Genomic DNA, 24,309 nt, shown 5'->3' on the forward strand with positions numbered 1-24,309 from the left:
TGAAACTCCTCCGAAGGTACGACCCGCGCCGACGCCGACGGCCGACGCCCCGCCCGTGCCCGCCGACCTACTTTTCGTCGTATGAGCGGACGAATCGCGGCACTGGACGTCCTGCGCGGGGTGGCGATCCTGGGAACCTTCGGCACGAACGTGTGGGTGTTCGCCAACCCCGGCGGACCGACCGGGTTCCTGACCATGATGAACAACTCCGGCATCGACGGCGGCGCGCTGCTGCGCGCGCTGTCGAACGGCAAGTTCCTCGGCCTGCTGTCGATCATGTTCGGCATCGGCCTGGCGATCCAGCACCGGTCGGCCGTGCGGCACGGCCGCCGCTGGCCCGGCTGGTACCTGTGGCGCTCGGCGCTGCTGCTGGTCGAAGGGCTGCTGCACTACCTGCTGATCTTCGAGTTCGACGTGCTCGCGTTCTACGCGGTGGTGTCGGTGGCGGTGGCGTTCCTCGTCGCCCGGCGCACCGCGACGCGCTGGATGATCGGCGTGGGCGTCCTGCACGTGGCGCTCGTCGGCCTGTTCACGCTGGGCCTGCTGCTCAACGGCGGGGCCGAGGCCGCCGACCCGGGCTCCGCGCTGCCGCTCGACAGCTGGTGGGGCATGGTGCAGGACCGGGTCGAGCACTTCGCCGCCTTCCGCGCCGAGGGCGTCTTCGTGCTGCCGCTGAGCACCGTGCTGTTCCTGGCGGGCGCCGCGCTGTTCCGCGCCGGCGCGCTGGAGGACTCGGAGCGCGGCCTGAGCCTCCAGCGGCGGCTGGTGGCCTGGGGCCTGGGCGTCGGCGTGCCGCTGAACGTGGTCACCGCCCTGTCCGGCCCGACCTGGTTCCTCGTGGACCGCTACCTGTGCGCGCCGCTGGTGTCGTTCGGCCTGCTCGGCGGCATCACCTGGCTGGTCAACCGGATGCGCGCCGAGCAGGGCCCCCTGCGCGCCGGCCTGAGCGCCGTCGGCCGCACCGCGCTGACCTGCTACATCGGCCAGAACCTGATCGCGTCGCTGCTGTGCTACCCGTGGGCGCTGGGCCTGTCGACGCGCTTCTCCGGCCCCTGGTTCACCGCCGCCGTGTGGGCGTCCGTCTCGGCCCTGCTGGTGCTGGGCGCGACGTGGTGGACGCGCCGGTTCGAGCGCGGCCCGGTGGAGGCGCTGTGGGACCGGTTCTACCGGGCACCGCAACGCCTCGTCCGGCGCACTCCCGCGGGTCAGCCGTAGCGGTGGTCGAAGTACTCGTCGGCCGCGTGCTGGTCCTGCGCGAAGTTGACCGCCTCGACGATCTTCCCGTCCACGACGCGGAACGCCAGCGCCCAGGTGATGTCCAGGCCCTCCGGCTCGGTGCTCCACCCGCGGTGCAGGTCGACCACCCAGTCGCCGTCCGCGGCCAGGAAGATCGGGTCGGCCTTGAACCCGGCCTTCGCCAGCTGCCCGAAGAACTCCAGCACCTCGTCCGGACCCGACTTCGTCCCGGACAGCGGGTGGCGGCCGGGGATCGTCCACCGGATGTCGTCGGCGAAGAACGCCGCCAACGCCGACGTGTCACCCGAGGCGTAGGCCCGGTAGTACTGGCGGATCAACTCCACGTTGGGGTGGTCCTGCGACACCGCTGGTCCTCTTCTCGTCTCACGACAACTCGCCGGTCGACCCAACCAGTGGTCGCTCACACCGGTCCAATACCCGTGGCCATACCCTCTGGGCATGAGTCCCCTCGACGTGGACACGCGGGTGCTGCGGTACTTCGTGGCCGTGGCGGACCGCCTGAGCTTCACCGCGGCGGCCCGCGACCTGTACGTCTCGCAACCCGCGTTGAGCAGGCAGATCAGGCAGCTGGAAGAGGACCTGGGCGCCGAGCTCTTCGTCCGCACCGGCCGCGAGATACGCCTGACCGGCGCCGGGACCGAGATGCTCCCCCTCGCCCGCCAGGTCGTGGAGGCGTGGCAGGAGACCACCCGCGTGGTCCGCTCCGCGGCGGCGGCCGAGCTGAACGTCGTGCGCGTCGGCTTCGTCGCCTCGGGCGGCGGCAGCGTGGCCCGGCGGGCGCGGGCGGCGTTCGCCGAGCACCACCCCGAGGTCACGATCGACCCGAAGCGCTTCGACTGGGGCGGTGAGCCCGACGCCCTGCGGCAGGGCCTGGTCGACGTGGCGTTCGTCTGGCTGCCGGCCGACGTGACCGGCCTGCGCTGCCACGTGGTCGCCACCGAGGACCGCTACGTGGCCCTCTCCCGGGACCACCGCCTCACCGCCCAGGAGTCGGTGAGCATCACCGACCTGGCCGACGAACCGCTCATGTGGACCCGCAAGGCACCGAAGGAGTGGGTCGACTGGTGGGCGGTCAACCCGCGCCCCGACGGCCGCGAACCCGTGTGGGGACCGGAGAACGACAACGTCGAGGAGATGCTGGAGCAGGTGGCGACCGGGACGGCCGTGTGCATCGGCCCCGAGTCGATGGCCCTGTACTACGCGCACCCCGACCTGGCGTGGCGGCGGATCACCGACGTCGAGCCGCTGCGCATCGCGGTGGCCTGGATGCCGGAGGCGGCGAGCCCCGTGGTGCAGGCGTTCGTGGAGGCGACGGTGCGGTTGGCGAGCCGGGTCGTGGGCTGACGCCCGTCAACCGGCCGGCCGCGACTCCAGGGCCAGCTCACGCAGCACCTCCGTGGCCGACGGCAGGTCGGGCGGGCAGTTCTTGCCCTGGGCTTCGAGGTAATGGGCGGCGAATTTCATCAAACGATCCTCGGGTGATCGCGTACCCACATCGGCCCACCGGAACCTCTCGAAGAGCTTGAAGAACTGAACGGGAGCGATCTGTCGCCAGAAGCTGCCCGGCAGCCTGAACATGCTGCTGAGCAGAGGTCCGTCGAACGCCCAAGCACTCGTGGCTGGATCGACCAGGTAGTCGATCATCATGGGGGACGCGTAGCCGTGGTTCACGCCGATCGCGGCGTTGTGCCTCGCGACCTGCTCCAGCGCGCGGATCAGGTGGTCGAGCCCGAGGTGGTCACGTCCGACACGCGTGCGCGCCAGTCGAGCTGTGATGAGGCTCGGCAGCGCGTCATCCGGAGCGTCGTCGAGTTGACCGATGATTTTGACCAGAAGCTGCCGGTCATCCAACAGGTGGGGGTGTGCGCAGAGAGCGGAGATGATTTCAAACAGGTCTTGGCGCTGTGCGACCGCGTGTCCTACGACCCGGACCACCAGGCTGTTGGGAAGGCGCCACGCCTCCCGGGACACCGACCTGATGAACGCATCCCATGATCCGCTGTTCAAGTGCGTGCCGGTATCGAGCGCGTTGACGACCTCTTCGAGAAGTCCGAGGTCGTAGGGCAGCACGTGGCGGGCGCCCCCCATCCCCGAGGTGAGCATCAGCCACTCGGCCAGTTGGGACAGCAACTCCTGCTCGTCGGCGTGCGCGGTGGTGTCCGGGCCGATGAAATCACCCAGCCGGTTGGTGCCTTCCAACAGGCCGTCGCCGAGGAGTTGCGCCTCCTCGATGTAAGGGGAGGCGTGCACCGAGGCAGCTCGCCGGACCAGGTGGTGCACGCCATCCCGCAGGTCGAGCCGGAGGGACTTGCGGAGGGCTTGCCAGCCCTCCGGGTCCACTCCCGCCTGCCAGAGGCGCACCGTGGCACGCCACTCCGCCAGGTCCTCCTCCAACGGCACCGGACCCCCGGTCAGGAAGACCCGCAGGCAGATCAGGTTCGCCGAGTAGGTGGCCACCCGTGACACCAGGGTCGCCCCGGACGGCGAGTAGTCCGGGTAACTGCCCCGCTCGGCCTGCTCGTGCGCGCCCTTTGTAAGATTGTTCAACAATTCTAGGATGTCGTCGCGCACTTCCGGCTCCAGCCGGGCGAACAGGCCGACCGTGAAGTCCAGCACCGGCTTCCGCTTCACCAGTACTTGGTGCGACAGGAACGCGAGCAGCAGGTCCTCCTCTTCCGTGACCCGCTTCCGCACGGGCCGCGAGGTCCGCGACGGTGCCCGCGACCGCACCGCCACCGCGTCCACCAGCAGGTTCAGCGTCACCTCCGCGATGAGGTACTCGCCGAACGTGGCGTGCAGGAACTCGTAGGTGCGGCGACCGGCCCCCGCCTCGGCGCCCGCCCCGTCGTTCATCCTCGCCGAGTGGATGAAGAAGAAGTCCTCCACCACGCGGTCGGCGGCGGTGAGCGGCGTGTCGAAGCCGGTCCGCTCCACCGGGTCGGCCGGCGCGAAGACGCCCAGGTCGTGCGCCAGGTCCTCGTCGGAGACGTACTGGTGGCCCCGGTTGAACATGGCCAGGGCGGCGACGCTCAGCTGCCAGCGGCTCTGCTCGGCCTTCGCGGCCACGTGGTCCTCCGGCGGCTGCACGGGCCCCTTGTCGCGGGCCTGGCGGCGCACGAACGAGGTGATCAGGCGTTCGTACAGCTGGGCCTGGGACAGGTCCTCGTCCAGCGGCGGGTTCTCGGGGTCCGCGGCGTAGAGGACGAGCATGAGCAGGATCAGCGGCTGCCGCGCGAAGCCGCCGTGCCGCAGCAGCTGGGCCGGTTCGAGCCGGCGCAGGCCGGGGGTCGCGGCGTTGGCCTCGTGCCACGCGCCGAGCCACCGGTCGACGCGCGCGTCGTCGAACTCCTCCAGCTTGACGATCGGCGTGCCGTGCGGGACACCCGCCCGGTCCGAGCCCATGACCAGCGGCCGGGAGGTGATGACGACGGCGACGGGGCGACCGGTGTCGGCCTGCTGCTCCTGGAACTCGCGGACCAGCTCGACGTACCTGGACTGGACGACGCCGCTGGCCTGCACCAGCTCGTCGAAGCCGTCCAGCAGCACGACCCGGATGCTGTCCGCGCACTCGTCGGCGAGCCGGCCCCACTCGACCCGCTCGGCGAGCTGGTCGGACAGGGCGGTCTCGATCTGCTTGTGCACGGCCTCCTCGGCGCGGACCTTGCGCAGCGGCACGGTGACCACGGTGAAGCCGCGGGCGGGCAGGCGGGCGGCGAGGACGGCCATCAGCAGGGACTTGCCCGCGCCGGGGTGCCCGAGGACCAGCAGGGGACGGGTGGTGCTCTCCGGCCCGGCCAGGTGGGCGGCGAGGAACGCGTCGAGGTCCTCGCGCGCGGTGGTGTGCTCGGCCCACCACTCCTCCGAGGAGGGCACGGTGTCCTCGTGGTGCACGACCAGGCGGTAGGCCGGCGTGACGAACCCGCGTTCGACCGTGGGGAAGGACACGGCCAGGGACGACGTGCCGGTGTCGCCGCGCAGCAGCGGCTTGCCCAGCGCGGCCCCGGCGGCGGCCTCCAGCTTCGCGCGGCACGAGCGGGCGGGGTCGAGCGGTCCGGGCGCGGTCAGCGACAGCAGGTGGGAGAAGCGCTCCAGCGATTCCGCCCGGAACCCGGCCAGTTCCTCGCCCAGCCGGGCGTTGCCCGCAGTCAGGGCCGTGCGCGTCGCGCCGTGCTCGCCGAGGAAGGCCCAGATCCGGAACTCCGGGATCGCGGCGGCCAGGCCCAGGTAGTGGTGGGTGTACCGCTCGCGGCTGCCGTTCGCCACGGCGCGGCGCAGTTCGCCGCCGTCACGCCCGGCGGACAGGGACGCCCAGGCGTCCAGGCCGGCCAGGAAGTCGGCCACCAGGTCGGTCGCCGCGGCGAGGAACCGGCCGAGTCCCCCCTCCAGGTTCTCGGTGAAACCACGGGTCGCGTCCGGCGCGGGCACCTCCAGCGAGGTCAGGGCGGGGAGGGCGGTAACCTCCTTCTTGCCGCCGGGTTCCGCGCCCAGCGAGCGGAACTTCTCGCGGTCCGTCACGTCGAGCAGGTCGAGCCGAGGCCCGACCTCGTCGCGGAACGCGTCGAACACCGAGGTCACCGCGATGATCGTGTGCGCGGCGGCGACGAGTTCCTGCCGCCGCACACCGGTCAGGCCCGTGAGCCTGTCGGTGATGCCGTCCAGGACCTTGCGGACCGACGCCGTCGCCTCGTTCTTCGGGTCGACCAGGCTCAGCACGTCCGGCTCGGCCGCGCCGCCGACCAGGATGCCCAGGCCGAGGAACACGTCCGCCCTGTCCAGCCACGGCCGCTCGTGCCTGCCGAGCACGCGCAGCGCGCCTTCGTACGAGAACAGGTCCGGTCGGGGCATCCGGCCATGATCGGCCAGGCGGGCTGGGAGCGCACCGCAGTTCGCGGGTCCGCGAGCATCGCCGTCGGGGTGTGGCCGACGTGCGCGCGGACGGTGCGGGTCAGGTGGACCTGGTCGGCGAACCCGAGGTCTGCCGCGAGACCCGCGAGGTCGGGTTCGCCGTTCTCCACGCGTTCCTCGTCGTGCGGGACTGACGCGCGAGCGCCCCCGCCGGGAAATCCCGGCGGGGGCGCGGTCACGCGGGAACAGCGGGTGTCACGGGTAGTTGACCACGTACCGCTGCTGCGTGGCGAGGTTCGCGGCGCCGCCGATGCCGTTCACGACGTTGTCGATCGTGCCGACACCGCCGAGCGACACCGTCACCAGGTCGTGCAGCCGCACGCCCGGCCGGTTGGGCACCTCGAAGCCGTTCGCCGTGCGGATGCTCGGGTCGGCCTGGTTGAAGGAGTACACGCCCATGCCCCAGCCCTCGTGGCTGGTGACGTGGTCGGCCACCTTGTACCCGGCCCAGCCCAGCTGGGAGCCGTTCATCCACGCGGCCTGGTTCGGCGGGTCGTACGGCAGCTCGTTCTGGTAGAAGTACGTCCGGCCGCCGTTGCCGTTCCACACCGTGTTGTACTGCTGGTAGTGCTCGACGAACAACCCGTACGCCGTCACGTTGTCGCCGTTGACGACGACGCCGTTGCGGCCGGTGTTGGCGGTCCAGCCGGTGGGGCCCGTGCCGTGGTCGGCGCGCCACACCCACGTGTGGTCGATGATCACGTTGTCGCTGTTGACCTCCAGCGACACGGTCGCCTTGCCCGCCTGGGGACCGCCGACGCGCAGGTACACGTCGTGCATCGAGGTCGGGTTGGCGGCGTGCGAGGCCGACGAGTCCGCCGGGCCGAGCTGGAGCAGCACGGGGGAGTTCTGCACGCCGGCGTCGATGAGGAAGCCCGCGAGCTTCACACCGTCCACGTCGGACACCGCCATGGCCGCCTTGCCGGTGTCGGGCGAGAGGGTCGCGAGACCCAGGCCCAGCACGACGGTGTTCGGGCGGGTGACGTTGATCGTGTCGTTCAGGCGGTGCACGCCGGGCGTCAGCAGCAGGTGCTTGCCCTGCGCCAGCGCCGCGTTCGTCGTCGCGACGGGCGTGCCCGGCTTGACGATGAAGAAGTCGGCCAGCGAGATCGACTGGCCGGCGGGCGTGCCGCTCTCCCAGCTCGTGCCGCGCGAGTTCTGCCGCAGCGCCGGGACGAACACCTTGTACTCGCCGTTCTCGAAGTACAGGAACGGCTTCTCGCGCACGACCGGCGTGGTGTCGACCGTGGTGTGCGCGGGGTTCGGGAAGTGCTGCGCGGGCGCGCCCTGCGAGCCGACGAACACCATGTTCCACACGGAGCCGTTCCAGCCGCCCGCGAGGTTGCTGTTGCGGGTCAGGAACTGCTGCTGCGAACCGGACACCGTGACGCCGTCGATCTTGCTGTCCACGATGAGGCCGCCGGACGCCCAGCCGTCGCCGCCGTTCCACAGCTGGACCTGGCCGCTGAGGTGCATGCGCCGGTACGACGCCGCCTGCGACACGGCCCACCGCTCGACCTGGCCGGCCGGCAGGTTGACGAACAGGTTCTCGGCCTGGCGCCAGAAGTTCTGCGTCGCGTTGCCGAGGTTGTTCGGGTTGTCGCCCTGCTGCAACCAGTCCGCCTCGACGCGCACGTGCCCGTTGAGCCGCACGTCGTCCGGGCGCAGGCCGAGGCCCGCCACCTGGGTGTAGAAGCGCAGGTTCACGTCGGCGTCGTACACGCCCGGCTTGTAGAGCACCGCGTAGCGCTCGGAGCCGAACTGGTTGGTCTTCATCTGGGTGGAGATCTGGTCCAACCGGGACTGCATCGCGGCACGGTCGTAACCGGGACCGTAGATCAGCACGTTCGGGCCGAAGTCCGGGTTGCGCGGGTCGGTCGGCGGGATGACCACCCCGCCGGTGGTCTCGGTGTTCACCGAAAGCTCCCACAGGGAGTAGCCGTAGCCGGTCGCGCGCACCGTGCCGAGCACCCGCACGTAGCGGCCGGAGCCCGCCACGGTCAGGGTCTGCACGCCGCCGGTGCCGGTGGTCGTGGAGTAGGCGGTGTTCCAGGTGGACGCGTTGTCCGACAGCTGCACCTGGAACGACCGGCCGTAGGCGGCCTCCCAGTTCAGCGTGACGCGGCAGACCTGCTGCGTGGAGCCCAGGTCGACCTGGATCCACTGCGGGTCGGCGAACGCGCTGGCCCAGCGGGTCCCGGTGTTGCCGTCGACAGCGGCGGTGGCAGGGGTACCGCCGTTCTCGGTGGACGACGCGGTCACCGGGCGGTTCAGCGCGGCGTTGGTCGTGCCGCACTCGGCGGCGCTGGCGGAGGTGTTGGTGATGACGGGGCCGAGCACCGCGGCGAGCCCGAGGGCGAGCACGGCGGTCAGGACCCGTGAACGGGTACGGGGACGTGAGTAGCTCATGGTCCTACCTGACTGAGGCAAGGGGGCAGATGGCCCGGAGCTGTGGCCTCCGTGGCACCGGAGGCACTGAGAGAGCGCTCTCTCGAAGGGTAACGTCCGTGTTGCGACGACGTCAACGACTCTCAGGCGGACTCGCGCGTGACCAGTGTGGGCTCGAAGATGACGGACTTCGGCGGCAGCGAGGGGTCGTCCACCTGGCCCAGCAGCAGGCGGGCCATCTCGGCGGCCATGTCCTCCACCGGTTGGCGCACGGTGGTGAGCCGCGGCCGGGACGCCACCGCCGGGCCGCTGTCGTCGAACCCGACCACCGCCACGTCGTGCGGCACCTGCCTGCCGTGCTGCCGCAGCACCAGCAGGACCCCTTGCGCCATCAGGTCGTTCGCCGCGAACACGCCGTCGATGCCGGGGTGCTCGGCGAGCAGCCGCTCCATCGCCGCCTCGCCGCTCGCGGAGGTGAAACCGCCCTCGGCGATCGGGACGTACGGGAAACCGTGACGCGCCATGGCGTCCCGGAACCCGGTCAACCTGTTCTGCGAGGCCGGGACGTCGAGCGGTCCCGTGACCGTGGCGACCTGGCGGCAGCCCAGCTCCACGAGCCGGTCCGCGGCGAGCTTCGCGCCCGCCTGGTGGTCGAGGTCGACGTAGCTGATCGGCACCGGGCGCGCGGGCCGCGCGAACAGCACGGCCGGCACCCGCGCCTCGACCAGCCGCGCGGGCAGCGGGTCCTCGGCGTGCGTGGACACCAGCAGCGCGCCGTCGGCGCTGCCCTGCCGCAGGAACGAGAGCACGTCGTCGCGCGCCCGGTCGGTGTCGGCGACCATCAGCACCGGGTGCACGCCGCGCGTGCGCAGGAACCCGACCACGCCGCTGGCCACCCGCCCGAAGAACGGGTCGGCGAACACGCGCGAGGCGAACGAGTCCTCCTCGCCCTGCTCGCCCGCGCCGGACACCACGAGCGCGATCGTGCCGGTCCGCTTGGTGACCAGGGACCTGGCCGCGCGGTTGGGCGCGTACCCGGTCTGGTCCACGGCCGCGCGCACGACCTCTTGGATCCTGCGGTCGACGTTGCGGGTGCCGTTGATGACCCGCGACACCGTCGCCCGGGACACGCCGGCGACCCGCGCCACGTCCTCCAACGTCGGCGGGGTCGTCGGCGGTCTGCTCATGGCACTATTCTGCCACGGGTGGAGAGCGCTCTCCCAGGCGCAGCGGCGTATCGCCCGCACTCGGCCCCACCAGCAGGGTGAACGCGCCGGGCTCGGTCACCCACCCGTCCGGCGTCCAGTGCTCGTAGGCGCGGGCGGGCACCTCGACGTCGACCCCGACCGCCTCACCCGGCCCGGCCCGGGCCACCGCCCAGCCGACGAGCCACCGCTCCGGCCGCTCGACGGCGCTGCCCGGCCTGGTCGCGTACACCTGCACGACCTCGCGCCCGGCCCGCGACCCGGTGTTGCGCACCCGCACCCGGACCCCGTCGGCGGTCGCCGCCACCTCCTCGTAGGCCCAGGTCGTGTAGCCCAGGCCGTGCCCGAACCAGTAGGCGGGGGAGCGGCCCGCCCGGTGCCACGCGCGGTAGCCGACGTGCAGGCCCTCCGCGTACTCCAGCACCCCGTCCACCGGCGTCACGTCCGACACCGGCACGTCCGCCTGCTCCGCCGGCCACGTCGTCGGCAGCCTGCCGCCCGGCTCGCGCGCGCCGAACAGCACGTCCGCCAGCCCGTGCCCGGCCTCCTGGCCCGGGAACCAGGTCAGCAGCACCGCGGCGACCTCGTCGCGCCACGGCAGCTCCACCGGACCGCCCGAGTTGACCACCACCACGGTGTTCGGGTTGACCGCGCGCACCGCCCGGACCAGCTCGTCCTGCCGCCCCGGCAGGGCCAGCGAGACGCGGTCGAACCCCTCGCTCTCGATCTCGTCGGTGGTGCCGACCACGACCACGGCGACGTCGCTCGTCTGCGCCAGCCCCACGGCCAGCGCCAGCTCCTCGTCCTCGGGCAGGCGCGGCGGGTCGGCGGCGAGCACGGTGGCCGTGCCGGTGCCCCCGGGCAGTTCGCGGCGGGCGACCAGGTCGACGACCGCACCCGCCTCGACGTGCGCGGTCGCGTGCCGGTACGGCGGGGTGAGGTGGATGACGGCCGGGTCGTCGGTGTCCAGCGGCACGTGCTCGTCGACCAGGCGCGCGCCGTCCACGTCGAGCGTGAGGCGGCCGAACCCGGCCACCGAGAACCGCCACTCGCCGGTCCGGTCGACGCGCAGCGCGCCGTGCACCTCGATCGCGTGCGCGCCCTCCGCCAGTGGCACCTCCAGCACCCGCCCCAGCAGCCGCAGCTCCGACGACAGCTCCGCGCCGCCCGCGTCGAGCACCCGCACCCGCACGCCCGGTCCGCCGGTCACCGGGTCGGTGGTGCCGGCCGGGGTCAAGGGCGCGGGCCGGTTCTCCAGCAGCACGCCCGGGGCGTGCCGGACCTCGGCGACCTCGCGCAGGCCGTCCACGAAGGACACGACCGACTCCGGGTAGACGCCCGCGCTGCCGCCGCCCTGGACGCGCGAGGTGGCGGCGTTGGGCCCGATCAGGGCGACGACGGCGCCCGGCCCCAGCGGCAGCACGCCGTCGTTGCGCAGCAGCACCGTGCTCGCGGCCACCGCCTCGCGCAACAACGCCAACGGCTCCTCCGCCCGTCCCCCACCGGGGACCGACCCGTTCAGGGCGCCGACCCGTGCGGCGAGCCGGAGCAGGCGGCGGACCTTGTCGTCGACCGCGCTCTCCGGCACCTCGCCGCGTTCGACGGCGGCGGCCAGGTCGTTCCACGGGCTCCGCGGGCCGGGCATGGCGAGGTCCTGGGCGGCGTTCGCGGACGCGGCCGCGGAGCGGACCGCACCCCAGTCGGACACCACCACGCCGTCGAAGCCCCACGTGCCCTTCAGCGGTTCGGCGAGCAGCGGGCTCTCCGACATCGTGGTGCCGTTGACGCCGTTGTAGGCCGACATCACCACCCACACCCCGGCCCGGACGGCGTGCTCGAACGGGACCAGGTAGACCTCGTGCAGCGTGCGCTCGTCCACCGCCGCGTCCAGCGTCATCCGCTCGGTCTCGGAGTCGTTGGCGACGTAGTGCTTGGCCGTGGCGGCGACCCCGCCGGCCTGCACGCCGGTGATGCAGGCGGCCCCGACGCGCCCGGTGAGCAGGGGGTCCTCGGAGAAGCACTCGAAGTGCCGCCCGCCGAACGGCACCCGGTGCAGGTTGAGCGTGGGCGCGAGCAGCACGTCCACGCCCTTGCGCCGTGCCTCGGCCGCCAGCAGCCCGCCCAGGCGCCGCACCAGCGCCGGGTCCCAGGTGGCCGCCAGCGCCGTGGGCGAGGGCAGCGCCAACGACGTGCTGCGCTCGTCCCAGCCCTGGCCGCGCACCCCGACCGGCCCGTCCGAGACGACCACCGCCCGCAACCCGACGTCGGGTTCGGCGTGCAGGCGCCAGACCGTGGCCCCGGTCAGCAGCCGCACCTTCCGCGCCAGGTCCAGCTTCCCGACCAGCAGGCCGAGCTCAACGTCGTCCACACAGTCCCCCGCCCCCCGGAGAGCGCTCTCCAACCCAGCCTCCGTCCCCCACCCCTCCCTGTCAACCGCGAGAGTCCAACGCTCAAGCCCCGAGAGTCCAACGTCCGGGCCTCGAGAGTCCAACGCTCGGGACCCCTGAGTTCTTCATTCCGCATACCGACCGGTCGGCACGAACGAGGAACTCAGGGGTCCTGGAGGTTGGACTCTCGGGACCTGAGCGTTGGACTCTCGGGGTCTGAGCGTTGGACTCTCGCGGGTTAGGCGATGTCGGCGGTTCGGGGGGAGGGTTTGCGGGGGTCGGCGGCGCCTTCGAGGAGGGCGGCGACGGGGAGGGTGGCGGCGCCCACGGCCACCGCGTCGGGACCGAAGTGGCCGACGGTGAGGGTGGTCTGGTCGTACGGGTGGCGCAACGCGTGCGCGCGGGTCGCCGCCACGATCGCGTCCAGCTGGTGCGCGCCCAGCGCCAGGCCGGCCCAGCCGCCCAGCACGATGCGCTCCGGGTTGAACAGGTTCACCAGGTTGGCGATCCCCGCGCCGAGGTAGCCGGCGGTCTCCTCCAGCACGCGCGCCGCCGTCCTGGAGTGCGGCGCCGCCGCGATCAGCGCCGCCACCGAGGACTGCTCGTCGTCGCCGGGCAGGGCACGGCCGCGCGCCTTGCGGTACCGGTCGAGGATGCCCTCCGCCCCGACGTACGCCTCCAGGCAGCCGAGCGCCCCGCACCGGCACGGCCGGCCGCCGTACACGATCGTGGTGTGCCCCCACTCGCCCGCCGAGCTGGTGGCACCCCGGTACACGTCGCCGTCCGCCACGACGGCCGCGCCGACGCCGGAGCCGATGAGGGCTATCACGACGTGCCGCGCGCCCCGCCCCGCGCCGAACCACATCTCGGCCTGGCCCTGGGTCTTCGCCCCGTTCTCCACGTACAGCGGCCACTCGCCGCCCGCCGCCCGGATCAGCTCCTCCAGCCGCACGCCGTCCCAGCCGATCGTCGGCGCGTGCACCACGGCCGTCGCGCCCTGCTCGACCGTGCCGGGAACGCCGATCCCGACGCCGAGCACGGTCGACGCCGGGACGCCCGCCGCCGCGACCACGTCCCGGACCGAGGACGCGATGAGCGAGGCGACCGCGGTGGGGGAGGCCACGGACAGCGCGTGGTCGGCGGCGGCGAGCTGCCGCAGGGCCATGTCGAACAGCTCGACCTTGACCCCGGTCTCGCCGACGTCCACCCCGACGACGTGCCCGAACGCGGGGTTAACGCGCAACAACACGCGCGGCCGGCCGCCGTCGGAGTCGACCGAGCCGGCGTCGACGACGAGGCCGTCCTCGACCAGCTCGGCGGTCACGTTGGACACCGTCGCGGCGGACAGCCCGGAGAGCCCGGACAGCTCGTACCTGCTCAAAGGCCCGTCGAAGAAGAGCGTCGACAGCAACGTCGAACGGTTCTGCCGACGCAGGTCGCGGACGGTGGTGCGCTTCGGGGCCACCTGGCGGACCTTAGTTTGCGACTTAAAATTAGACTAAGTTTGTAACCTGTTCGTTATTGACGTGACTTGGCTCACCGGGGTTGAGTCTGCAACGACACGAGGACGCACGCAGCGTCCCAGCCGCGATGGCACCGCGGTCCGCACCAACCCGAGCGCTCGCCCTTCCCCGCCCCGACAAGGAGAACCCATGCGACTCAGGCGAACGTCCGCCCTCGCCGTCGCGGCAGCCCTGCTGTTCTCGGCCGCCTGTTCGGCCACGAACCCCGGCACGAACAGCAGCAACACCGAAGGCGTGCTGAACGTCGGCATGCCGAACGGTCCGCAGACCGAGAACAACAACCCGTTCCTCAACTCGTCCGCGGCCAGCTCGCTCGGCTACCGCCGGCTCCTCTTCGAGCCGCTCGCGATGGTCAACGAGGTCAACCCCACCGAGAAGCCCAAGCCGTGGCTGGCGACCGAGTGGGCGTGGACCGAGAACTACAGCAAGCTGAGCCTGACCATCCGCGACGGCGTGACCTGGTCGGACGGCAAGCCGCTGACCGCCGAGGACGTGGCGTTCACCTTCGAGCTGCTCAAGGCCAACCCCGGCCTGAACATCGACTCGGTCCCCTACGACCAGGTCTCGACCTCCGGCAACAAGGTCGACGTGGTCTTCCCGAGGTCGCAGTTCGTCAACCAGAAGAAGATCCTCGAACAGCTGATCGTGCCCAAGCACATCTGGTCGACGATCTCCAGCCCCACCACCGAGACGGTCAAGACCCCCGTCGGCAGCGGCCCCTACACGCTGAAGTCGTTCACGCCGCAGACCGTCACGCTCGCCGTGCGCGACTCGTACTGGCAGGAGCTGCCGAAGGTCAAGGAGGTCCGCTACACCTCCTACAGCGACAACAACGCGCAGACCACCGCCCTCGCGACCGGCGCGGCCGAGTGGAGCTTCGTGTTCATCCCGAACTACGAGGCCGTCTACACCTCCAAGGACCCCGAGCACTACAAGCTCTGGTTCCCGCCGGTGCTGGGCATCCACGGCCTGTGGTTCAACACCAAGGTCAAGCCGTGGGACAACCCGGCCCTGCGCCGCGCGGTCAACCTGGTGATCAACCGCGACGACATCTTCACCCAGGGCGAGGCCGGGTACTTCTACCCGAAGGTCGACCACATCACGGGCATCCCGCTGCCCGCCGGCGCCTCGTACATCGCGCCCGAGTTCAAGGACAAGACCGTCAAGGTCGACGTCGAGGCCGCGAAGAAGGAGCTGACCGAGGCCGGCTTCACCTTCGAGGGCGACAAGCTGAAGGACCCGTCGGGCCAGCCCGTCACGCTGAAGATGACCGTGCCCTCGGGCTGGTCGGACTACGTGACGAACCTGGAGATCATCAAGGACGACGTCTCCCAGATCGGCATCGAGGCGACCGTCGACCTGCCGAACGCCGACGCGTGGACCAAGGCGCTCGACACCGGTGACTTCCAGGCCGCGCTGCACTGGACCAACAACGGTCCGACGCCGTACGACATCTACGAGAACATCATGAACGGCGCGCTCTACAAGCCGATCGGCGAGGGCGGCATCAACGGCAACTACGGCCGTTACGAGAACCCCGAGGCCACCGCGGCGCTCAACGACTACGCCAACGCGCCCGACGACGCCCAGCGCACCGCGGCGATGAACAAGCTCCAGCAGATCCACGTCCGCGACATGCCGGTCGCCATCACCTCCGCGGCCAACGCGGGCGGCCAGTACAGCACCAAGAACTGGATCGGCTGGCCGGACGAGGCCAACCCGTACGCGCCCGCCCAGCCCACGCTGGAGAACGCGCTCGACGTCGTCCTGCACCTGAAGCCGGCCGCATGACGACGAGCACTTCCCCGTCGGCCTCCGGGACCACCCCACCCCCGTCTTCCGGGGTGGTCCTGGAGGCCGATGGCCTGACCAAGCACTTCCCGGTCCGCAAGCGCGGGCGCGAGCTGCTGTCCAGGGCGGTGCGCTCCGTGCGCGCGGTCGAGGACGTCACGCTCAGGCTGCACCGCGGCCGGGTCACCGCGCTGGTCGGCGAGTCCGGTTCGGGCAAGTCGACGGTGGCCCGCCTCCTGGCGCAGCTCTACCCCCAGACCGCCGGCGTGGTCCGGCTGCACGGCGAGCCGGTCGACGCCAAGGGCGGCAAGCGCTTCCGGGCGTACAGCAAGCGCGTCCAGATGATCTTCCAGGACCCGTTCGCCTCGCTGAACCCCGTGCACACCGTGCGCTACCACCTGACCCGGGCGCTGAAGATCCACGGCAACGCGGGCACGAGCGCCGCCGAGCAGGAGCAGGCGCTGACCGACCTCCTCGCGCGCGTGCAGCTCACCCCGCCCGAGCGGTACATCGACAAGTTCCCGCACGAGCTGTCCGGCGGCCAGCGCCAGCGCGTCGCCATCGCGCGCGCCCTCGGCGCCGACCCCGAGGTGCTGCTGGCCGACGAACCGGTGTCCATGCTGGACGTCTCCATCCGGCTCGGCGTGCTGAACCTCCTGCGCGACCTCAAGGAGCGCCTGCACCTCGCGATCCTCTACATCACGCACGACATCGCCTCGGCCCGCTACTTCGCCGACGAGACGTTCGTGATGTACGCCGGGCGCGTGGTCGAGGGCGGCGACAGCGAGACCGTCACCCAGCGCCCCGCGCACCCGTACACGCAGCTGCTCATCGACTCCGCCCCGGACCCGGACCGGCCCGCCGCGGTGGAGAAGGACGGCGGCACCGGCGAGCCCCCGTCGCTGATCAACCCGCCGACGGGCTGCCGGTTCAACCCGCGCTGCCCGCACGCCATGAAGGTCTGCCGGGACGAGGTGCCCCCGCGCTTCGCCCTCGGCGACGGCGACGGCGAGGCCGGCGAAGGGACGCACTTCGCCGCGTGCTGGCTCTACGGCGACGGCCTCTCCGCCGAGCAGCGGACCAAGCTGCACGTCGTCGGGGTGCGCCACGGCGACGAGGAGGGGGCCCCGTGACCTACCTCCTCAAGCGGATCGCGTTCTACGTGTTCACCGCGTGGGCCGCGATCACCATCAACTTCTTCATCCCGCGCGCCATCCCCGGCGACCCGGTGCAGGCGCTGATCACCCGCTCGCGCGGCCAGATGACCAGCGAGGCCGTGCAGTCGCTGTACGTGCTGTTCGGGCTGGACAAGGACGAGAGCCTCGTCGAGCAGTACTTCACCTACCTCGGCCAGCTGCTGACCGGGGACCTCGGCCTGTCGTTCACCTACTTCCCGTCGCCGGTCTCCGAGGTCATCGGCGACGGCCTGCCGTGGACGCTGGGCCTGGTCGGCATCACCACCGTGCTCGGGTTCGTCATCGGCACGGCGCTGGGCACGGGCATCGGCTGGCGGCGCGGCTCGTGGGCCGACGCGCTGATCCCGGTGACCACGTTCGTGTCGTCCATCCCGTACTTCTGGCTGGGCCTCATCGCCATCGCGCTGCTCACCGGCCCGGACAGCTTCTTCCCGGCCTCCGGCGCCTACGACAACGGCCTGGTGCCCAACCCGGACCCGCAGTTCATCGGCAGCGTCATCCGGCACGGCATCCTGCCCGCGTTCACCATCCTGCTCTCGTCCATGGCGGGCTGGGTCCTGTCCATGCGCAACATGATGGTCACGGTGGCGTCCGAGGACTACGTGACCGTCGCGCACGCCAAGGGCCTGGCCGACCGCCGCGTGATGGTGTCCTACGCGGCGCGCAACGCGCTGCTGCCCAACGTCTCCGGGTTCGCGCTGTCGCTGGGCTTCATCGTCGGCGGCACGCTGCTCGTGGAGATCGTGTTCTCCTACCCGGGCCTCGGCCTCCAGCTGTTCCAGGCGGTCGGCGCGAAGGACTACCCGCTCATGCAGGGCATCTTCCTCATCATCACCCTGTCCGTGCTGCTGGCGAACTTCCTCGCCGACGTGGCCTACCTCGCGCTCGACCCGCGCACCCGACGGGAGGGCTGACCGGTGACCGTCGTCCCCACCACAGCGGCGTCGACCCCGGCCGCGGCGCCGGTGAAGCGCCGCAGGCTGCGGTTCGTGGCCAACCCCAAGGCCACCGTCGGCCTGGTCCTCCTGGGCTTCTTCGCCCTGCTCGCGCTGGTCGGGCCGTGGATCGCGCCGTACGAGCCGTCGGCGCGCAGCAACGACCTGCTCCAGCCGCCGTCGGCGGCCCACTGGTTCGGCACCACCCACCTCGGCCAGGACATCTTCAGCCAGGTCGTCGTGGGCACGCAGAGCGTCATCGTGGTCGGGTTCGTCGCGGGCATCGTCGCGACGGTCCTGTCGATCCTCGTGGGCGTCACCTCCGGCTACCTCGGCGGCGCCGGCAGCGAGGTGCTGTCCGCGCTGTCCAACGTGTTCCTGGTGCTCCCGGCGCTGCCCCTGATGATCATCATCACGTCCACGCTGCCGGAGACCAGCACGCTCACCATCGCGCTGCTCATCGGCTTCACGTCGTGGGCCTGGGGCGCGCGGGTGCTGCGCGCGCAGACCCTGTCGCTGCGCGGGCGCGACTACGTCGAGGCCGCCCGGGCCACCGGCGAGTCGACGTGGCGGATCATCCTGTTCGAGATCATGCCCAACCTCACCGCGGTCATCGCCTCCGGCTTCGTCGGCACGGTCATCTTCGCCGTGACGCTGGAGATCACGCTGGCGTTCATCGGCGTCGGCGCGGGCAGCGGCTGGAACTGGGGCACCGTCCTGTACTGGGCGCAGAGCCAACAGGCGCTCGGGCAGGGCGCGTGGTGGTGGTTCGTGCCCGCGGGCCTGGCCATCGCGCTGCTGGGCACCGCGCTGTCGCTGGTCAACTTCGGCATCGACGAGTTCGTCAGCCCGCGCCTGCGCGGCGGCGGCAAGACCGACGTCAAGACCGCCGACGGGCACACCGTGCGGATGCGCGTCGGCTTCACGCCGGTGCTGGCGTCCGCCCCGGTCGAGCGCAAGACCCCGCCGAAGGCAGTGGCCGGGGCAGGGGCCAACGGGAAGGCGGAGTCGTGAGCGACGCAGTGCTGGAGGTCCGCGGCCTCAACGTGGACTACGGCCTGGGCGACGAGGGCGTGCGCGCCGTCCGGGACGTCGACCTCACCCTGCACCGCGGCGAGGTCCTCGGCCTGGCGGGGGAGAGCGGCAGCGGCAAGTCCACCCTCGCCTACGGCCTGACCAGGCTGCTCCCGCCGCCGGGCGTCATCACCGGCGGCCAGGTGCTGTACCACCGCGACGGCGGGGAGCCCGTGGACGTGCTGCGCATGTCCCACGACGAGCTGCGCGCGTTCCGCTGGGCGGAGACCGCGATCGTCTTCCAGGGCGCGATGAACTCGCTCAACCCGGTGCACCGCGTCTCCACCCAGCTCACCGACGTGATCAAGGCGCACGACCCGCGCAGCACGCCCGCGTCGCGGCTGGCCCGCGCCCGCGAGCTGCTGGGCCTCGTCGGCATCGCCGCCGACCGGCTGGACAGCTACCCGCACCAGCTCTCCGGCGGCATGCGCCAGCGCGTCATGATCGGCATGGCGCTCGCGCTGGAGCCGAGGGTCGTCATCATGGACGAGCCGACCACCGCGCTGGACGTGGTGGTGCAGCGGCAGATCCTGCGCCAGCTGGTCGAGCTGCGCGAGCGGCTGGGGTTCTCCGTCGTGTTCATCACGCACGACCTGTCCCTGCTGGTCGAGTTCTCCGACCGGATCGCGATCATGTACGGCGGGCGGATCGTCGAGGAGGCGACCTCCGCCGAGCTGTACCGCAACCCCAAGCACCCGTACAGCCACGGGCTGCTGAACTCGTTCCCGGCCCTGCGCGGGCCGAAGCGCGAGCTCTCCGGGATCCCCGGCTCACCGCCGGACCTGCGCGGCATGCCGCCCGGCTGCGCGTTCCACCCACGTTGTCCGCACGCAATGGAGCGCTGCGGTGTGGAGGTACCGGTGCTCGGCGTCCCGCAGGACCACGTGGGGCCCGACCGCACCGTGGCCTGCTGGCTGCACCCCGTTCACGACAACGGGTTCTGAACCAGGTTCACGACAACCTGGTTCCGACCTCCTGAGGAGATCCATGGACACCAAGGCGCCGACCGCAGGGCTCGACCCCGCGATCGACACCCTGCCCGCCTCGTTCCGCTGGGGCGTGGCGACTTCCGCTTACCAGATCGAGGGGGCGCACGACGAGGACGGCCGCACGCCGTCGATCTGGGACACCTACTGCCGGGTCCCCGGCATGGTGCCCGACTTCGAGAACGGCGACGTCGCCTGCGACCACTACCACCGGATGCCGGAGGACGTCGCGCTCATCGGTTCCCTCGGCGTGGACACCTACCGGTTCTCGGTGGCGTGGCCGCGGGTGCAGCCGGGCGGCACGGGCCCGGTCAACCCCAAGGGCATGGCCTTCTACGACCGGCTCGTCGACGAGCTGCTCGGCAAGGGCGTCGACCCCTGGGTGACGCTCTACCACTGGGACCTGCCGCAGGAGCTGGAGGACGCGGGCGGCTGGCCGCACCGCGACACCGCCTACCGGTTCGCCGACTACTCCATGCTGGTGTTCGACGCCCTCCAGGACCGCGTGCGCACCTGGACCACGCTCAACGAGCCGTGGTGCACGGCGATGCTCGGCTACTACGAGGGCCGCCAGGCCCCCGGCAGGCAGGACTTCGGCGCGGCCATCCACGCCGTGCACCACCTGCTGCTCGGCCACGGCCTGGCCACCCAGCGGATGCGCGAGGCGGCCACGAAGCCGACCGAGTTCGGCATCACGCTGAACATGAGCCACGCGTCCCCGGAGACCGACAGCGAACTGGACCGCGCCGCGGCCCGGCGCGCGGACGGCCTGTCCCGCCGCATCTACCTCGACCCGCTGGTCAAGGGGCAGTACCCGGCGGACGTGGTGGAGGACCTGGCGGCGCGCGGCGTCACCGTCCCGGTGCAGGACGGCGACCTGGACGTCATCCGGCAGCCGATCGACGTGCTGGGCGTGAACTACTACTCCAGCGCGAAGCACTCCGGCACCGACGAGAACGGCGACACCGAGGACGAGAACGGCCTGCCGGTGGGCCGCGAGGTCCGCTTCGGCGCGCCGGTCACCGCGATGGACTGGGAGATCGTCCCGGAGGGCTTCACCAACCTCCTGGTGCAGATCGCCCAGGACTACCCGGGCGTGCCGATGGTCATCACGGAGAACGGCGCGGCGTTCGACGACGCACCCGACGAGACCGGGTACGTCCAGGACGACGACCGCACCGCCTACCTGGAGTCGCACATCGCGGCCGTGGCCAAGGCCCGCGAGCTGGGTGCCGACGTGCGCGGCTACTTCGCGTGGTCGCTGATGGACAACTTCGAGTGGTCCTACGGCTACGAGAAGCGGTTCGGCCTGGTGCACGTCGACTACGACACGCAGGTCCGCACGCCCAAGAGCAGCGCCCTCTGGTACCGGGACACCATCCGCCGGGTCAAGGGGAGCTGATCCCGCGGTGAGCGAGGGGCGCCCCGCGGTCGTGACGCGGGACGCCCCTCCTCCGTGCGCGCAACCCACTCCGGACGCGCACATGGCCGATGGCCGGGGGGACCCACTCCCCCCGGCCATCGCCCGTCTGGTCGGTCAGCGCCCGCCGGTCAACGCCGGTAGACGCCGAACTCGTACAGCGAGCAGCCCCACCCGGTCCCGCGCCGGGTGGCGTGCAGCCGCACGTACCGGCCACTGGCGTTGACGTCGATCGAGTCGACCCCGCCGTTACCGGTGGTCGTGCCGTGCACGCTCCGCCAGGTGTTCCCGTCGTCCGACACCTGGAGCTCGTAGGCGCGGCCGAACGCACCCTCCCACACCAGCTGGACGTGCTGGAAGGAGGTCACCGCGCCCAGGTCGACGCGCAGCCACTGCGGGTCGGCCCAGTCGGTGGCCCAGCGGGAGCCCGCGTCGCCGTCCACGGCGTTCGACGGCGGGAAGGGGGCGCCGTCACCCACCTGCTGGTGCGACGAGGCCGTCACCGGCCTGTTCAGGGCCGCGTTGGTGCCCGCCGGCCGGGGCGCGACGACCCGGACCGACTTCGCCTCGATGCCGATGTTGCCGCGGCCGTCCTCGGCCAGCACGTACACCTTCCACACGCCGAGCCGGTCGGGCGCGGTCACCGTGAGCCGGTTGCCGTCGACCCGCACGGGGGCGTCGGCGAGACCGCCGCTGCCGTCGACGTACTTCGAGTTGAACGCCGCGGACCAGGTGATGGCGTCGCCGTCCGGGTCGCCCGCCGCCACGTCGATCGCCAGCGGCGCGCCGGCCGCGACCGCGGTGGGCAGGTTCATCGCGGAGATCACCGGCGGGGTGTTGGTCGGGGTCGCCCCGCCGAACGCCCGCTGCACCGCGTAGAACGACAGCCGCTTCTTGCCCGCCGGGGTCAGGTTGAACCACACCGCGCCGAAGTCGTGCTCGGTGCCGTAGTGGAACAGCGTGCCGCCGAAGGACACGCCCCGGTGCCCGACGACGCAGTTCCACGCCTGCGCGTAGCCGTCGCGCTTCTGCACGTCCGTGGGCTCGGCCGGCACGCCGTTGACGTCGTCCGGCACCTCCCACTCGCCGGCGGGGCCGGCCTCGGTGAGGATGTACGGCTTGGTGTAGCCGCCCGCGACCCAGTCGGCGCGCACCTCGCACACGTTGCCGTAGGAGTTCACCGAGTACAGGTCGAGCGCGGGCGTGTGCGCCTTGAGGTAGGCCCACGCGCCGGTCCACGCGTCGGTGTTGGTCACCGGGTGGCCGGGGTCGATCGCCTTGACGGCCAGCGCCGCCTCGTTGAGGTACTTCGCGTAGGCGACGCGCTGGTCCTCCAGCTCGGTGCCCGAGTAGCAGTTCTGGAGGCCCAGGATCGACTCGTTGCCGATGTTCCACATGAGCACGCCGGGGTGGTCCTCGTAGGCCGTCACCCACTGCCTGATCGTGTTGAGCACGTCGTTCTTGTAGGTGGCGTCCGTGAGGTAGTCGACGCACCCGCCGGAGCCGGGGCCGCCGCCGGGCTGGAGCCAGAAGCCGTTGATGACGCGCATCCCGTTGGCCGCCGCCGCGTCGAGGAGCGGGCGGGTGGAGCCGTCCGTGCCCCAGGTGCGCAGGGTGTTGGTGCCCATCGACCTCAGCTCGGGCATGTGGCGCGCCGCGTCGGCCGGCGGCGGGCCCCAGGTCAGGCCCTTCACCGTCCACGGCTGCCCGTCCACGGTGAGCTGCCAGTTCCCCTGGGAGCCGGTGACGTGCACGCCCGTGCCGGGCGGGGGAGTGGTGCCCTGCGTGCCGTAGACGCGGAACTCCCACAGGGAGTAGCCGTAGCCGTTGGCGCGCTGCGTGCCGTGCACGCGGACGTACCGGCCGGTGCCGGTGACGTCGAAGCCCTGCCGGCCGCCCGTGCCGCCGGTGGTGGTGTGCACCGGCGTCCAGGCGTCGCCGTCGTTCGACACCTGGACCTGGAAGCCGGTCGCGTACGCGCCCTCCCAGTCCAGCTCGACCCGGCTCAGGGCCGAGGTGGCGCCGAGGTCGACGCGCAGCCACTGGGGGTCGCTCCAGGCGCTGGCCCAGCGGGTCCCCGCGTTGCCGTCCACGGCCGCCGACGCGGGTGTCCCCGCGCCTTCGGTCGAGGAGGCCGTGGCGGGTTTGCCCTGCGAGAGCAGGACGGGCGCGGCGGTCGCGGTGCCCGGGACGAGTGCGAGTCCCAGGAGCAGCGCGGTCGCCGCGCCGGCGGATCGGAGGCGGTACATGGCGTCTCCTGCCGGTGTTCGAGTGGGTCGACATGCGGGAGAGCGCTCTCTCAACCCACCTCGAAGTGTTGCGAACCGATTGCGGACCTGTCAACGCACCGCCTGTTGACACCCCGGTGGAGCAACGGGCACCCTGGTTTCGGAGAGCGCTCTCCCATCCTCCTGCCCACGTGTGCCGGCGGCGTAGCTTCGGTCCCATGACTGCTGCTGCGGAACGCGGGCGGGTGCGCGTGGAGCCGGGGCGCAAGCGCGTCCGGGCCTACCTGGCGGGCGAGCTCGTGGCCGACACCACCCGCCCGACCCTGGTGTGGGAGAAGCCGTACTACCCGACCTACTACCTGCCGGCGGACGACGTGCGGGCGACCCTCGTGCCCACCGGCTCGACGACCCGGTCCCCGAGCCGCGGCGACGGCCACGCGCACGACGTGCGGGCGTCGCCCCACCTCGTGGCCCCCGCCGCGGCCCTGACGTTCCCCGACTCGCCCCTGGAGGCCCTGCGCGACCTGGTGCGCCTCGACTGGGACGCCTTCCGCTGGTTCGAGGAGGACGAGCCGGTCCACGTCCACCCGCGCGACCCGTACACCCGGGTGGACGCGCTGCCCAGCAGCCGCCACGTCCGGGTCGAGGTGGGCGGCGTGGAGGTCGCGGACAGCCGGCGACCGGTGATCCTGTACGAGACCGGCCTGCCGCCGCGCCACTACCTGCCGCTCACCGACGTCCGCCAGGACCTGCTGCGGCCGAGCGACCTGCGCACCGGCTGCCCGTACAAGGGCACCGCCGAGTACTGGTCCGTCGTCGTCGGGGACGAGGTGCACGAGGACCTGGCGTGGGGCTACCCGACACCGTTGCCGGAGAGCGCCCGCGTCGCGGGGCTCGTGGCGTTCTACGACGAGAAGGTCGACACCTACGTGGACGGGGTGCTCCAGGAGCGCCCGAGAACCCATTTCGGCTGAGGACCGCCGCGCGCGGAACCCCCGGCGCGCGAGCGGTGTA

At 71.9% G+C, this 24,309-nt stretch carries 16 protein-coding genes; 9 read left to right on the forward strand and 7 right to left on the reverse strand.

Annotated features, from left to right (window positions below):
* The first annotated feature begins 81 nt into the window (after positions 1–81).
* A complete protein-coding gene (locus ACRAKJ_RS09950) occupies positions 82–1,215 on the forward strand; it encodes a DUF418 domain-containing protein (RefSeq protein WP_438925167.1) in 1,134 nt (377 codons plus the stop codon).
* Here the strand turns inward: ACRAKJ_RS09950 and ACRAKJ_RS09955 are convergent.
* Entirely contained in the window at positions 1,206–1,601 is a 396-nt protein-coding gene (locus ACRAKJ_RS09955; protein WP_438925166.1) for a nuclear transport factor 2 family protein, read from the reverse strand. The genes ACRAKJ_RS09950 and ACRAKJ_RS09955 overlap by 10 nt on opposite strands.
* A gap of 94 nt (positions 1,602–1,695) precedes the next feature.
* Here ACRAKJ_RS09955 and ACRAKJ_RS09960 point away from each other — a divergent pair, with 94 nt between their 5' ends.
* Positions 1,696–2,601 carry a LysR substrate-binding domain-containing protein gene (locus ACRAKJ_RS09960; RefSeq protein WP_438925165.1) on the forward strand — a complete coding sequence of 302 codons (906 nt, stop codon included), beginning with the start codon at positions 1,696–1,698 and terminating at the stop codon, positions 2,599–2,601.
* A gap of 6 nt (positions 2,602–2,607) precedes the next feature.
* Here ACRAKJ_RS09960 and ACRAKJ_RS09965 read toward each other — a convergent pair whose 3' ends face one another.
* The 5 genes from ACRAKJ_RS09965 to ACRAKJ_RS09985 all read right to left on the reverse strand — a co-directional run bounded on the left by ACRAKJ_RS09965 (position 2,608) and on the right by ACRAKJ_RS09985 (position 13,607).
* Positions 2,608–6,102 carry an NACHT N-terminal helical domain 7-containing protein gene (locus tag ACRAKJ_RS09965; protein WP_438925164.1) on the reverse strand — a complete coding sequence of 1,165 codons (3,495 nt, stop codon included), beginning with the start codon at positions 6,100–6,102 and terminating at the stop codon, positions 2,608–2,610.
* A 255-nt stretch (positions 6,103–6,357) separates the two neighbouring features.
* On the reverse strand, positions 6,358–8,571 hold the full coding sequence (locus ACRAKJ_RS09970) for a galactose-binding domain-containing protein (protein WP_447008917.1): 2,214 nt from the start codon (positions 8,569–8,571) through the stop codon (positions 6,358–6,360).
* A 122-nt stretch (positions 8,572–8,693) separates the two neighbouring features.
* The gene (locus ACRAKJ_RS09975) at positions 8,694–9,737 is read right to left on the reverse strand and encodes a substrate-binding domain-containing protein (protein WP_438924152.1); all 1,044 of its coding nucleotides are present in this window, start codon (positions 9,735–9,737) and stop codon (positions 8,694–8,696) included.
* 4 nt (positions 9,738–9,741) lie between these two features.
* On the reverse strand, positions 9,742–12,123 hold the full coding sequence (locus tag ACRAKJ_RS09980) for a glycoside hydrolase family 3 C-terminal domain-containing protein (protein ID WP_438924153.1): 2,382 nt from the start codon (positions 12,121–12,123) through the stop codon (positions 9,742–9,744).
* A gap of 257 nt (positions 12,124–12,380) precedes the next feature.
* Entirely contained in the window at positions 12,381–13,607 is a 1,227-nt protein-coding gene (locus ACRAKJ_RS09985) for an ROK family protein (RefSeq protein WP_438924154.1), read from the reverse strand.
* A gap of 187 nt (positions 13,608–13,794) precedes the next feature.
* Here ACRAKJ_RS09985 and ACRAKJ_RS09990 point away from each other — a divergent pair, with 187 nt between their 5' ends.
* The 6 genes from ACRAKJ_RS09990 to ACRAKJ_RS10015 are packed head-to-tail and all read left to right on the forward strand — an operon-like array spanning position 13,795 to position 21,049.
* A complete protein-coding gene (locus ACRAKJ_RS09990) occupies positions 13,795–15,456 on the forward strand; it encodes an ABC transporter substrate-binding protein (RefSeq protein ID WP_438924155.1) in 1,662 nt (553 codons plus the stop codon).
* A complete protein-coding gene (locus tag ACRAKJ_RS09995; protein WP_438924156.1) occupies positions 15,453–16,589 on the forward strand; it encodes an oligopeptide/dipeptide ABC transporter ATP-binding protein in 1,137 nt (378 codons plus the stop codon). The genes ACRAKJ_RS09990 and ACRAKJ_RS09995 overlap by 4 nt, the downstream gene beginning before the upstream one ends.
* Complete coding sequence (locus tag ACRAKJ_RS10000; RefSeq protein ID WP_438924157.1) at positions 16,586–17,566, forward strand: ABC transporter permease subunit; 981 nt, start codon at positions 16,586–16,588, stop codon at positions 17,564–17,566. Before ACRAKJ_RS09995 ends, ACRAKJ_RS10000 begins: the two co-directional genes overlap by 4 nt.
* 3 nt (positions 17,567–17,569) lie before the next feature.
* Positions 17,570–18,601 carry an ABC transporter permease subunit gene (locus ACRAKJ_RS10005; RefSeq protein WP_438924158.1) on the forward strand — a complete coding sequence of 344 codons (1,032 nt, stop codon included), beginning with the start codon at positions 17,570–17,572 and terminating at the stop codon, positions 18,599–18,601.
* Positions 18,598–19,605 (forward strand): oligopeptide/dipeptide ABC transporter ATP-binding protein, encoded by a 1,008-nt coding sequence (locus ACRAKJ_RS10010; protein WP_438924159.1) that lies wholly within the window; start codon positions 18,598–18,600, stop codon positions 19,603–19,605. Before ACRAKJ_RS10005 ends, ACRAKJ_RS10010 begins: the two co-directional genes overlap by 4 nt.
* Before the next feature lie 43 nt (positions 19,606–19,648).
* Positions 19,649–21,049, forward strand: a complete 1,401-nt coding sequence (locus ACRAKJ_RS10015; protein ID WP_438924160.1) for a GH1 family beta-glucosidase — start codon at positions 19,649–19,651, stop codon at positions 21,047–21,049.
* 149 nt (positions 21,050–21,198) lie between these two features.
* Here ACRAKJ_RS10015 and ACRAKJ_RS10020 read toward each other — a convergent pair whose 3' ends face one another.
* On the reverse strand, positions 21,199–23,316 hold the full coding sequence (locus ACRAKJ_RS10020; protein WP_438924161.1) for a discoidin domain-containing protein: 2,118 nt from the start codon (positions 23,314–23,316) through the stop codon (positions 21,199–21,201).
* Positions 23,317–23,513: 197 nt separating this feature from the next.
* Between ACRAKJ_RS10020 and ACRAKJ_RS10025 the strand changes: the two genes are divergently transcribed.
* Positions 23,514–24,269: a DUF427 domain-containing protein gene (locus ACRAKJ_RS10025; protein WP_438924162.1), complete on the forward strand. Its 756-nt coding sequence runs from the start codon at positions 23,514–23,516 to the stop codon at positions 24,267–24,269.
* The last annotated feature ends 40 nt before the right edge of the window (positions 24,270–24,309 follow it).

The sequence above is a fragment of the Saccharothrix sp. DSM 118769 genome (assembly GCF_052936295.1).

What these genes read in the sequence shown, in the direction of transcription:
- ACRAKJ_RS10020 (WP_438924161.1), bottom strand. Translation starts at nt 23,316, where the DNA reads ATGTACCGCCTCCGATCCGCCGGCGCGGCGACCGCGCTGCTCCTGGGA.
- ACRAKJ_RS10015 (WP_438924160.1), top strand. Translation starts at nt 19,649, where the DNA reads ATGGACACCAAGGCGCCGACCGCAGGGCTCGACCCCGCGATCGACACC.
- ACRAKJ_RS09970 (WP_447008917.1), bottom strand. Translation starts at nt 8,571, where the DNA reads ATGAGCTACTCACGTCCCCGTACCCGTTCACGGGTCCTGACCGCCGTG.
- ACRAKJ_RS09975 (WP_438924152.1), bottom strand. Translation starts at nt 9,737, where the DNA reads ATGAGCAGACCGCCGACGACCCCGCCGACGTTGGAGGACGTGGCGCGG.
- ACRAKJ_RS10025 (WP_438924162.1), top strand. Translation starts at nt 23,514, where the DNA reads ATGACTGCTGCTGCGGAACGCGGGCGGGTGCGCGTGGAGCCGGGGCGC.
- ACRAKJ_RS09965 (WP_438925164.1), bottom strand. Translation starts at nt 6,102, where the DNA reads ATGCCCCGACCGGACCTGTTCTCGTACGAAGGCGCGCTGCGCGTGCTC.
- ACRAKJ_RS09995 (WP_438924156.1), top strand. Translation starts at nt 15,453, where the DNA reads ATGACGACGAGCACTTCCCCGTCGGCCTCCGGGACCACCCCACCCCCG.
- ACRAKJ_RS09950 (WP_438925167.1), top strand. Translation starts at nt 82, where the DNA reads ATGAGCGGACGAATCGCGGCACTGGACGTCCTGCGCGGGGTGGCGATC.
- ACRAKJ_RS09960 (WP_438925165.1), top strand. Translation starts at nt 1,696, where the DNA reads ATGAGTCCCCTCGACGTGGACACGCGGGTGCTGCGGTACTTCGTGGCC.
- ACRAKJ_RS09990 (WP_438924155.1), top strand. Translation starts at nt 13,795, where the DNA reads ATGCGACTCAGGCGAACGTCCGCCCTCGCCGTCGCGGCAGCCCTGCTG.